Source organism: Enterobacter sp. BIDMC109, assembly GCF_001037885.1.
In the GTDB taxonomy this organism is placed as follows: domain Bacteria; phylum Pseudomonadota; class Gammaproteobacteria; order Enterobacterales; family Enterobacteriaceae; genus Enterobacter; species Enterobacter hormaechei_C.
Genome location: NZ_KQ090002.1, coordinates 64,074 through 75,237, shown reverse-complemented (window position 1 = coordinate 75,237; position 11,164 = coordinate 64,074). Strand labels below are relative to the sequence as shown.

Sequence of the window (11,164 nt, the reverse complement as noted above, 5' to 3'; positions counted from 1 at the left end):
CTTGGTATTCATTTAGTGTCCGAGGACATTAAGAATCCATGTCACTTTGAGTGCCCACACAGATTGTCTGATAAATTGTTAAAGAGCAGTGCCGCTTCGTTTTCGCTGCGGCGCGGGGTGTGCATATTACGCTTTCCCGCTTCAGAGTCAAGCGTTTATTTTGCTTTTCTCTGCTGACCCGGCGGCTTGCGTGCCGTTGTTCCGTGTCAGTGGAGGCGCATTATAGGGAGTTCTTCTGAAGTGACAAGCACTAAATACAAAAAACTTTTCGTTCGCTCACTTTTCAAACTCAACGCTTATTTATCCCGCGCATCGTCCGTTAAACGCGCAATTTCACGGGCAAAACTGGCGACCTGGGCCCAGTCGGTATAAACCACTTCTTTACGCGTATCCGTTTCCCCGCCCGTCATTTTCATGATCAGGCGGATCATAAAGCGGTCATACCAGCGGTAACGCGGGTAACGCAGCGCGCCAGCAAAGACAGAACAGATATCGGGCTGCCATGGCGAACTTAGCAAAAACTTGCGCGTATAGCTGTTGGTCTGCGGCGTACGCTTCTCCGCTTTACGGGCAACCAGGTTGACCGAGTAAAACGCGCCAGGCAGTTGAGCGAGCTCCGCCGTATGCTTTTTCACAAAGCGATCCAGCGCCGGATGGAAATGGCCGTAACGAATTGAAGCGCCAATGACCACGCGGTCGTAATCCTGCCAGGCAATCTGCTCTGTGCGATTCAGGTTCACCACATCAGAATAAATGCCCAGCTCTTTGAGTTCAGAAGCCAGATATGAAGCAATCTCACGCGTTTGTCCGTCACGCGTTGAGAAAAGAATTAACGTTTTCACCAATGTCTCCTTACTCACGCCAGAATGTTGGGGTAAACAGCACCAGCAGCGTAAAGACCTCAAGACGCCCAAACAGCATATTGGCGATTAAGATCCACTTCGCCACCGGGTTCATACTGGCGAAGTTATCCGCCACGACGCCCAGCCCCGGCCCCAGGTTGTTTAACGTTGCCACCACAGAGGCGAAGGCAGAGAAATCATCCACGCCCGTGGCGATAATCGCCAGCATACTGACAATAAAGACCAGCGCATAAGCGGAGAAGAATCCCCACACCGCTTCGAGGATGCGCTCCGGCAACGCGCGGTTCCCCAGCTTAATACTGTAAACCGCATTCGGGTGGACCAGACGTTTCAGCTCACGGTTCCCCTGCTTGAACAGCAGCAGAATGCGGATCACCTTCAGACCGCCGCCCGTTGACCCGGCGCAACCGCCGATAAACGCAGAGCACAACAGCAGCACCGGCAGGAACAGTGGCCAACGCGCAATACTGTCCGTGGTGAAACCAGCAGTTGTCGCCATCGATACCACCTGGAAGAAGGCCTGGTTCAGGGTCGTGACCGCCGAGTTATAAACATCGTGGAACCACAGTACCAGGGTACAGATAACCACCAGGGTCAGCTGGACGCCAATAAACATCCGGAATTCCGGGTCGCGCCAGTACACCTTCAGGCTCCGTCCGCTAAGCAACGAGAAGTGTAGACCGTAGTTACAGCCTGAGATCAGCAAAAAGATGGCAATGATGGTATTGATTGTCGGGCTGTCGAAGTAGCCGACGCTGGCATCGTGGGTGGAGAACCCGCCGATAGCAATAGTCGCAAAGCTATGCCCAATGGCATCAAACGCAGGCATCCCGGCAAACCACAGCGCCAGCGCGCAGGCCACCGTCAGCAGGACATAGATAAGCCACAGGGTTTTCGCCGTCTCCGCAATACGCGGGCGCATCTTGTTATCTTTCAGCGGGCCGGGCATCTCCGCCCGGTAAAGCTGCATCCCCCCGACGCCCAGAATCGGCAGGATAGCCACCGCCAGGACGATGATCCCCATACCGCCGAACCACTGGAGCATCTGCCGGTAAAAGAGAATCGCATGCGGGAGCGAATCCAGCCCCACAAGCGTGGTGGCGCCGGTGGTCGTTAATCCGGAGAACGATTCAAAAAACGCATCCGTGACGGTGAGATTCGGTTGTTCGGAGAAGATAAACGGCAGCGCACCCACGCTTCCCAGTACCGTCCAGAACAGGACCACAATCAGAAACCCCTCCCGGGATTTCAGTTCACCTTTCTCACGGCGGTTTGGCCACCACAGCAGGGAGCCAATCGTCAGCGCGACAAAAAAGGTTTGCGTAAATGCACGCCCCGCGCCGTCCCGGTAGATGAGCGCCACCAGTCCGGGAATGATCATTGTCCCGGAGAAAAGTATGACCAGCAATCCAACGATTCGGGTAATGGCACGAAAATGCATCTCTGCCGCTTCCTTAGGTATTCAAAATTGTGAGGTGGGGATTATTCTTCAATCGGCAGTAATTGCAATGAACCGCGACTAAAATCAGCGAGTTTTGCTGAAAAAGCAGCCAGTTCCGCCTGAGGAAGCGCCACGCGTAATTGCACCATTGCCTGATAATCACTGTGTGCGATGACACCGTTAAACTGTTTAAGCAGTGCTTCGATACCCGATAGCTGGGCGTAATCGCATAACAAAGTATATTCCGTAAGTGGCGTTTTGCGGGTTGTTATCAGCAGATTAAGCGCCTGCTGGACACCACCTCCGTAGGCTTTAACCAGCCCTCCGGTGCCTAACAAAATGCCCCCGTAGTAGCGGACAACAACGGCGGTGATTTCACCCACGCCGCTGCCCATCAACTGGGATAGCATCGGTTTTCCGGCCGTACCCGCCGGTTCACCGTCGTCAGAAAACCCGAGCTGCTGTGAGTCGTCTGGCGGCCCTGCGACCCACGCCACACAGTGATGGCGGGCATCGGGGTGCTGCGCGCGGACGGACTCGACGAACGCCTTCGCCGCCTCCACGCCGTCGGTATGCGCCAGCAGCGTGATAAAGCGGCTTTTCTTGATTTCCTCAACAAAGGTGACCGGCTCGGCCGGTATCAACCAGCTTTCCATCAGGCCAGCTTCAGATCTCGCGTCATGTTCTCAATGCTGTTCTCGTGAATAACCACGTTATCCTCGATACGAATGCCGCCATACGGCTTCAGCGCTTCAATTTTCTCCCAGTTGAAGTGCTTGCTGAATTGCCCTTCGCGCCACGGTGCCAGCAGGGATTCAATAAAGTAGATGCCCGGCTCGATGGTCAATACCATACGCGGCGCCAGAACGCGGGTGCAGCGCAGATAAGGATATTTAGACGGTGCCGCCAGGTGCGTACCAGTATCATCCTGCATAAAGCCCGCGACGTCATGAACCTGCAAACCCAGCGGGTGACCGATACCATGCGGCATAAATGGCCCGGTCAGATCGTTCTCAACCATCGCCTCTTCGCTCATGTCTTTGACAATCTGATGCTTACGCAGCAGTTTAGCGATGCGCTGATGGAACTGGATGTGATAATCCACGTAGCTGGTTCCGGCCTTCATGGTGCCAATCAGCGCCAGCTGTTCGTCGTTCACATCTTTGATCAATTGCGCAAAATCGGTGTCCGCATTCGCCGCCCAGGTACGGGTCAGGTCTGCCGCATAACCATTGTACTCAGCCCCCGCGTCCAGCAGGAAGCTGCGCATCTCAGCCGGAACCTGATGATCCAGTTTGGTGTAGTGCAGAACCGAGGCATGTTCATTCAGCGCCACGATGTTGCTGTACGGCACGTCGGTATCGCGGTGGCCGGTCGCCGTCAGGTAGGCCTGATTAATATCGAACTCGCTCATACCGGACTGGAACGCTTCATGCGCCGCACGGTGGCCATTCACCGCCGTTTTTTGCGCTTCACGCATGCAGTAAAGTTCGTAGTCGGTCTTGTAGGCGCGATAGTAGTGCAGATAATCCAGCACGCCTTTCGGGTTGAGTTTATCTGCCGGAATATCCAGACCCAGCGCACGCTCAGGAACCGGACCAATGTAGCCGATGTTGCCGCGCGCCGCTGGCAGCTGGCTGCCAATGCCGTCTGCTTTTGGCAGCGCAATCACGTCAATTTCTTCGGTCCAGAATGAGGTCGGCAGCGGCTCCACGTTGTGCCAGTAATCGACCGGCAGGTAGAACCACAGTTTCGGCTTGTTCACGCCATCCACCAGCAGCCAGCAATTTGGAACCTGCGTGACAGGCACCCAGGCTTTAAACTGCGGGTTAACCTTGAAGGGATAAGCATGGTCATCAAGAAAAGTATTCATCAGCTCGCCGGAGTGGATCAGCAGGGCATCCAGCTTGAAGCGGGCCAGTACATCGCGGGTACGTTCCTGTAGGGTAACGATATGATTTTTATAAAGCGAAGCCAGTGAGTCCATCATTCTTCCTTTCGTTTTTTTGACCTCAAGTCATCGCATCTTAGCACACCTCACTCCGGCTGCGTGATTTCCACCGACCGTGATCAGCGCAGCAATTTCTTAATGACTAATTTGCATTTTATTAACATAAATTCCACACTCCGTTTCATCTGGTATGACCAGATCCAATTGCTGGATTCAGGAGACCGACATGCTCTACAAAGGCGACACCCTGTACGTAGACTGGCTGGAAGATGGCATTGCCGAACTGGTGTTCGATGCCCCCGGCTCAGTGAACAAGCTTGATACCGCGACGGTGGCCAGTCTTGGCCAGGCGCTGGATGTACTTGAAAAGCAATCAGATTTGAAAGGGCTGCTGCTGCGCTCCAACAAAGCGGCCTTTATCGTTGGCGCGGATATCACCGAATTCCTGTCGCTGTTCCTGGTGCCCGAAGAACAGCTGAGCCAGTGGCTGCACTTTGCCAACAGCGTTTTTAATCGTCTGGAAGATCTGCCTGTCCCGACCCTTTCAGCCGTTAACGGCTACGCGCTGGGCGGTGGCTGCGAGTGCGTGCTGGCGACCGACTACCGTCTGGCGACGCCGGACCTGCGCATCGGCCTGCCGGAAACCAAGCTGGGCATCATGCCGGGCTTTGGCGGTTCCGTGCGTATGCCGCGCATGCTGGGTGCCGACAGCGCGCTGGAGATCATTGCCGCGGGTAAAGATGTCGGCGCAGAACAGGCGCAGAAAATCGGCCTGGTGGACGGCGTGGTTAAGCCTGAAAAACTGATTGAGGGTGCTATCGCCATTCTGCGTCAGGCGATTAACGGCGATCTCGACTGGAAAGCCAAACGTCAGCCAAAGCTGGAGCCATTAAAGCTCAGCAAAATTGAAGCCACCATGAGCTTCACCATCGCCAAAGGCATGGTGATGCAGACGGCGGGTAAACACTACCCGGCGCCGATCACGGCGGTGAAAACCATTGAAGCGGCAGCCCGTCTGGGCCGTGATGACGCTCTGAAGCTTGAAAACCAGAGCTTTGTCCCGCTGGCGCACACCAACGAAGCCCGCGCGCTGGTTGGTATCTTCCTTAACGATCAGTTCGTGAAAGGCAAAGCCAAACAACTCACCAAAAACGTTGAAACGCCAAAACACGCGGCGGTACTCGGCGCGGGCATTATGGGGGGCGGCATCGCCTATCAGTCTGCCTGGAAAGGCGTGCCGGTGGTGATGAAGGACATTAACGAGAAATCCCTGACGCTGGGCATGACCGAAGCGGCCAAGCTGCTGAATAAACAGCTTGAGCGCGGCAAAATTGACGGTCTGAAGCTTGCAGGCGTGATCTCCACCATCCAGCCAGTGCTGGAATACAGCGGTTTCGACCGTGTGGACGTGGTGGTTGAAGCGGTCGTCGAGAACCCGAAAGTCAAAAAAGCGGTGCTGGCCGAAACCGAAGACAAGGTGCGTCCGGAAACCGTGCTGGCCTCTAACACCTCCACCATTCCTATCAGCGAACTGGCGAGCGTGCTGAAGCGTCCGGAAAACTTCTGCGGGATGCACTTCTTTAACCCGGTGCACCGCATGCCGCTGGTCGAAGTGATCCGAGGGGAAAAAACCTCCGACGAAACCATCGCCAAAGTGGTGGCGTGGGCGAGCAAGATGGGCAAAACGCCGATCGTGGTTAACGACTGCCCGGGCTTCTTCGTTAACCGCGTGCTGTTCCCGTACTTCGCCGGTTTCAGCCAGCTGCTGCGCGACGGCGCAGACTTCCGCAAAATCGACAAAGTGATGGAAAAACAGTTCGGCTGGCCGATGGGCCCGGCGTATCTGCTGGACGTTGTCGGCATCGACACTGCCCATCACGCGCAGGCGGTGATGGCGGCGGGCTTCCCGCAGCGCATGCAGAAAGATTATCGCGACGCCATTGATGCCCTGTTCGACGCCAACCGCTTCGGGCAGAAAAACGGTCTGGGCTTCTGGCGCTATAAAGAAGACAGCAAAGGCAAACCGAAGAAAGAAGAAGATCCGGCGGTGGATGGCCTGCTGGCCGACGTCAGTCAGCCAAAACGCGACTTCACCGACGATGAGATCATCGCCCGGATGATGATCCCGATGATCAACGAAGTGGTGCGCTGCCTCGAAGAAGGCATTATCGCCAGCCCGGCAGAAGCGGATATGGCGCTGGTGTACGGCCTCGGCTTCCCTCCGTTCCACGGCGGCGCGTTCCGCTGGCTGGATACGCTCGGCAGCGCCCGCTATCTCGATATGGCTCAGCAGTACCAGCACCTCGGCCCGCTTTATGAGGTGCCGGAAGGGCTGCGTAACAAAGCGCGCCATAACGAACCCTACTACCCAGCAGTTGAGCCAGCCCGTCCGGTTGGCGCACTGAAAACGGCTTAAGGAGTCACAATGGAAAAGGTTGTCATTGTTGATGCGATTCGCACCCCGATGGGCCGTTCAAAAGGCGGTGCGTTCCGTAACGTGCGCGCGGAAGACCTCTCCGCGCACCTGATGCGTAGCCTGCTGGCGCGTAACCCGGCGCTGGACCCAGCAGCGCTGGACGATATCTACTGGGGCTGCGTCCAGCAGACGCTGGAGCAGGGCTTCAACATTGCCCGTAACGCGTCCCTGCTGGCGGAGATCCCGCATTCGGTTCCGGCCGTCACCGTCAACCGTCTTTGCGGTTCGTCGATGCAGGCGCTGCACGACGCGGCGCGGATGATCATGACCGGCGATGCGCAGGCCTGTCTGGTGGGTGGCGTGGAGCACATGGGCCACGTGCCAATGAGCCACGGGGTCGATTTCCATCCTGGCATGAGCCGCAACGTGGCGAAAGCCGCCGGTATGATGGGCCTGACCGCCGAGATGCTCTCCCGTCTGCACGGCATCAGCCGTGAGATGCAGGATGCGTTTGCCGCACGCTCGCATGCCCGCGCCTGGGCCGCCACGCAGTCTGGTGCCTTTAAGAATGAGATCATCCCAACCGGCGGTCACGACGCAGACGGCGTACTGAAGCAGTTCAGCTACGACGAAGTTATCCGCCCGGAAACCACGGTCGAAGCGCTTTCTACCCTGCGTCCGGCGTTTGATCCGGTCACCGGTACGGTAACGGCGGGCACCTCGTCTGCCCTGTCCGACGGTGCCGCCGCGATGCTGGTAATGAGCGAAAGCCGCGCCCGCGAATTAGGCCTGACGCCACGCGCCCGCGTGCGTTCGATGGCGGTCGTGGGCTGCGATCCTTCCATCATGGGTTACGGTCCGGTTCCGGCGTCAAAACTGGCGCTGAAAAAAGCGGGGCTGAGCGCAAGTGATATCGACCTCTTTGAGATGAACGAAGCGTTCGCCGCGCAGATCCTGCCGTGCATTAAAGATCTGGGGCTGATGGATCAGATCGACGAGAAGATTAACCTCAATGGCGGCGCGATCGCCCTCGGTCACCCGCTGGGCTGCTCCGGGGCGCGTATCAGTACCACGCTGATTAACCTGATGGAACGCAAAGATGCCCAGTTCGGACTGGCAACGATGTGTATTGGGTTGGGTCAGGGTATCGCGACGGTGTTTGAGAGGGTGTAAATAAGGAAAAGTATCTCAAAGCCAATGACGTCAGAACAAGGCGGCAAGCGAGCGAATCCCGATGAGCTTACATTAGTAAGTGATTCGGGTGAACGAGCGCAGCCAACGCAGTTATGGCGCCATTGGCGAAGAGAGACAGTTTAGTTGCCGTTCTTCCCGCCTGTCAGGGGCGGGTTTTTTACGTTATTGCAGCAGCGAAATATCCGCCACGCGCAGGAACAGCTCACGCAGTTTCTCAAGCATCGAGAGACGGTTAATCCGCAGCTCTTTATCTTCCACGTTCACCATCACCTTCTCGAAGAAGGCGTCGATGACGTCACGCAGCTCCGCCAGCTCCACCAGCGCTTCCTGGTAGCGACCTTCCGCGAAATACGGCTCCAGCTTGTCGCGCAGCACCACAACCTGCATCGCCAGAGAAATCTCTTCCGGCTCTTTCAGGGTTGCAGCGTTGACGCGCTCGTTCAGCGTCTCGTCGGATTTCGCGAGGATGTTGGATACACGCTTGTTGGCCGCGGCCAGCGCAGACGCCGCTTCCAGCGTACGGAAGTGGGATACCGCTTTCATACGCGCATCGAAATCTGCCGGACGGGTCGGACGACGCGCCAGCACCGCCTGAATGGTATCAACGGAGTAACCTTCGTCCTGATACCACGCGCGGAAACGACCGAGCATAAAGTCGATAACATCATCCACAACCTTCGCGTTGGTCAGCTTATCGCCATACAGACGTACCGCTTCTTCGGTCAGCGTTTGCAGATCGAGGTTAAGGTTCTTCTCTACGATGATTCGCAGCACGCCCAGCGCAGCACGACGCAGCGCGAACGGGTCTTTATCGCCTTTCGGATGCTGACCGATACCGAAGATACCCGCCAGGGTGTCCATCTTATCGGCAATCGCCACGGCGCAGGCAACCGGGTTAGACGGCAGATCGTCACCGGCAAAGCGCGGCTGATACTGCTCGTTCAGGGCTACCGCCACGTCTTCCGCTTCGCCATCGTGACGCGCGTAGTGCATGCCCATCACGCCCTGGGTGTCGGTAAATTCGAACACCATGTTGGTCATCAGGTCGCACTTGGAGAGCAGGCCCGCGCGGGTAGCGTGGTTAACGTCGGCGCCAATTTCACGGGCAATCCAGCCGGACAGCTCCGCGATACGGTCGGTCTTGTCGCGTAGCGTACCCAGCTGCTGCTGGAACAGTACGGTTTGCAGACGCGGCAGGTTGTCTTCCAGACGTTTTTTACGGTCGGTATTGAAGAAGAACTCGGCATCCGCCAGACGCGGACGCACCACTTTCTCGTTACCGGAGATAATCTGGCTCGGATCTTTCGATTCGATGTTCGCCACGAAGATGAAGTTTGGCAGCAGCTTGCCGTCGTTGGCGTAAACCGGGAAGTACTTCTGGTCACCCTTCATGGTGTAAACCAGCGCTTCTGCCGGAACGGCCAGGAATTTCTCTTCGAATTTCGCGGTCAGTACAACCGGCCATTCGACCAGCGAGGTCACCTCTTCCAGCAGGCTGTCGCTCAGATCGGCATTACCGCCAATTTTGCGCGCCGCGTCTTCTGCGTCCGCTTTGATTTTGGCTTTACGCTGTTCGTAGTCAGCAATGACCTTGCCGCGCTCCAGCAGGATCTGCGGGTACTGGTCAGCATTGTCGATAGTGAACTCCGACTCGCCCATAAAGCGATGGCCGCGGATCACGCGATCGGACGCCACGCCCAGAATGGTCGCCGGGATAACGGTATCGCCCAGCAGCAGGGTCACGGTGTGAACCGGACGCACAAAGTGTACGTCGGACGCGCCCCAGCGCATCAGCTTAGGAATCGGCAATTTTGCCAGCGAGGTCGCGATCATGTCAGGCAGCAGCGCTTCGGCGCTTTCGCCTTTCACATGGGCACGGTACAGCAGCCATTCACCTTTGTCGGTGGTCAGACGCTCAGCCTGATCAACGGTGATGCCGCAGCCGCGCGCCCAGCCTTCTGCCGCTTTGCTCGGCTTGCCTTCCGCGTCGAACGCCTGAGCAATGGCCGGGCCACGTTTTTCAACTTCGCGATCCGGCTGGGACGCCGCCAGGTTTGCCACTTTCAGCGCCAGACGACGCGGCGCAGCAAACCACTCAATGTTACCGTGCGCCAGGCCAGCGTTATCCAGCTCAGCAGTGACGTTCGCAGCGAAAGATTCAGCCAGGCTGCGCAGGGCTTTTGGTGGCAGCTCTTCAGTGCCGATTTCCACCAGGAAAGTTTTCTCAGACATGGCCGCCTCTTATTTGTTTCGGTTGCACATCGGGAAGCCAAGGGCTTCACGGGACGCGTAGTAAGCTTCTGCAACGGCTTTGGTCAGGGTACGAATACGCAGAATGTAGCGCTGACGTTCAGTCACGGAGATCGCTTTGCGGGCATCCAGCAGGTTGAAGCTGTGGGCAGCCTTCAGAATACGCTCGTAGGCAGGCAGCGGCAGCGGAGTCTCCAGCGCCAGCAGCTGCTGGGCTTCTTTCTCGTACTGCTCGAAGCAGGTGAACAGGAAGTCCACGTCCGCGTATTCGAAGTTATAGGTGGATTGCTCCACTTCGTTCTGATGGAACACGTCGCCGTAGGTGGTTTTACCCAGCGGGCCGTCGCTCCAGACCAGGTCGTAAACGCTGTCTACGCCCTGAATGTACATGGCCAGACGTTCCAGACCATAGGTGATTTCGCCGGTAATCGGTTTACATTCCAGACCGCCAACCTGCTGGAAGTAAGTGAACTGGGTCACTTCCATGCCGTTCAGCCACACTTCCCAACCCAGACCCCAGGCACCCAGCGTTGGGTTTTCCCAGTTATCTTCCACGAAACGAATGTCGTGAATGGTTGGATCCATACCCAGCTCTTTCAGTGACCCGAGGTACAGTTCCTGAATGTTGTCGGGTGATGGCTTAATCACCACCTGGAACTGATAGTAGTGCTGCAAACGGTTCGGGTTTTCGCCGTAACGGCCATCGGTCGGACGACGGGATGGCTGCACATAGGCGGTCGCCATTGGCTCTGGCCCTAACGCGCGCAGGCTGGTCATCGGGTGTGAGGTGCCTGCGCCAACTTCCATGTCCAAAGGTTGAACAATGGTGCAGCCCTGACGAGCCCAGTAATCCTGTAAGGTCAGGATCAGGCCCTGGAAGGTCTTGGTATCAAACTTTTGCATAGTATTTCGTGCTGGATACGTGTGGTTTTAAATGGAAGGGATCAGTATACCCGCTGGCTGCAAGATATACAGTACGAAACGGGGTTGTTTAGGGAAAATTGGGGAATAAGCCCTACAGCCAGAACCTGCGAAGGCTCTGGTTGCTG

8 protein-coding genes are annotated in these 11,164 nt (G+C 56.8%); 2 read left to right on the top strand and 6 right to left on the bottom strand.

Features of this window, described 5'->3' with window-relative positions; genetic code table 11:
• Window positions 1–296: 296 nt before the first annotated feature.
• From hemG to pepQ, 4 genes are read right to left on the bottom strand one after another with little or no spacing between them, the layout of a single operon-like run.
• On the bottom strand, window positions 297–842 hold the full coding sequence (gene hemG / locus SK62_RS00315) for a menaquinone-dependent protoporphyrinogen IX dehydrogenase (protein ID WP_017382603.1): 546 nt from the start codon (window positions 840–842) through the stop codon (window positions 297–299).
• Between the two features lie 10 nt (window positions 843–852).
• Window positions 853–2,304, bottom strand: a complete 1,452-nt coding sequence (gene trkH, locus SK62_RS00310; RefSeq protein ID WP_006808591.1) for a Trk system potassium transporter TrkH — start codon at window positions 2,302–2,304, stop codon at window positions 853–855.
• Window positions 2,305–2,345: 41 nt separating this feature from the next.
• Complete coding sequence (locus SK62_RS00305; protein WP_015572737.1) at window positions 2,346–2,960, bottom strand: IMPACT family protein; 615 nt, start codon at window positions 2,958–2,960, stop codon at window positions 2,346–2,348.
• A complete protein-coding gene (gene pepQ / locus SK62_RS00300; protein ID WP_017382602.1) occupies window positions 2,960–4,291 on the bottom strand; it encodes a Xaa-Pro dipeptidase in 1,332 nt (443 codons plus the stop codon). Before pepQ ends, SK62_RS00305 begins: the two co-directional genes overlap by 1 nt.
• Window positions 4,292–4,481: 190 nt before the next feature.
• On the opposite strand from pepQ, the gene fadB reads away from it, so the two are divergent.
• Entirely contained in the window at window positions 4,482–6,671 is a 2,190-nt protein-coding gene (gene fadB, locus SK62_RS00295) for a fatty acid oxidation complex subunit alpha FadB (RefSeq protein ID WP_047718925.1), read from the top strand.
• 9 nt (window positions 6,672–6,680) lie between these two features.
• Window positions 6,681–7,844: an acetyl-CoA C-acyltransferase FadA gene (gene fadA / locus SK62_RS00290; protein ID WP_000416981.1), complete on the top strand. Its 1,164-nt coding sequence runs from the start codon at window positions 6,681–6,683 to the stop codon at window positions 7,842–7,844.
• A gap of 183 nt (window positions 7,845–8,027) precedes the next feature.
• On the opposite strand, the gene glyS is transcribed toward fadA, so the two are convergent.
• Together glyS and glyQ are read right to left on the bottom strand one after the other, a co-directional pair.
• Window positions 8,028–10,097: a glycine--tRNA ligase subunit beta gene (gene glyS, locus SK62_RS00285; RefSeq protein WP_045340569.1), complete on the bottom strand. Its 2,070-nt coding sequence runs from the start codon at window positions 10,095–10,097 to the stop codon at window positions 8,028–8,030.
• A 9-nt stretch (window positions 10,098–10,106) separates the two neighbouring features.
• A complete protein-coding gene (gene glyQ / locus SK62_RS00280; RefSeq protein WP_003860141.1) occupies window positions 10,107–11,018 on the bottom strand; it encodes a glycine--tRNA ligase subunit alpha in 912 nt (303 codons plus the stop codon).
• Between the last annotated feature and the right edge of the window lie 146 nt (window positions 11,019–11,164).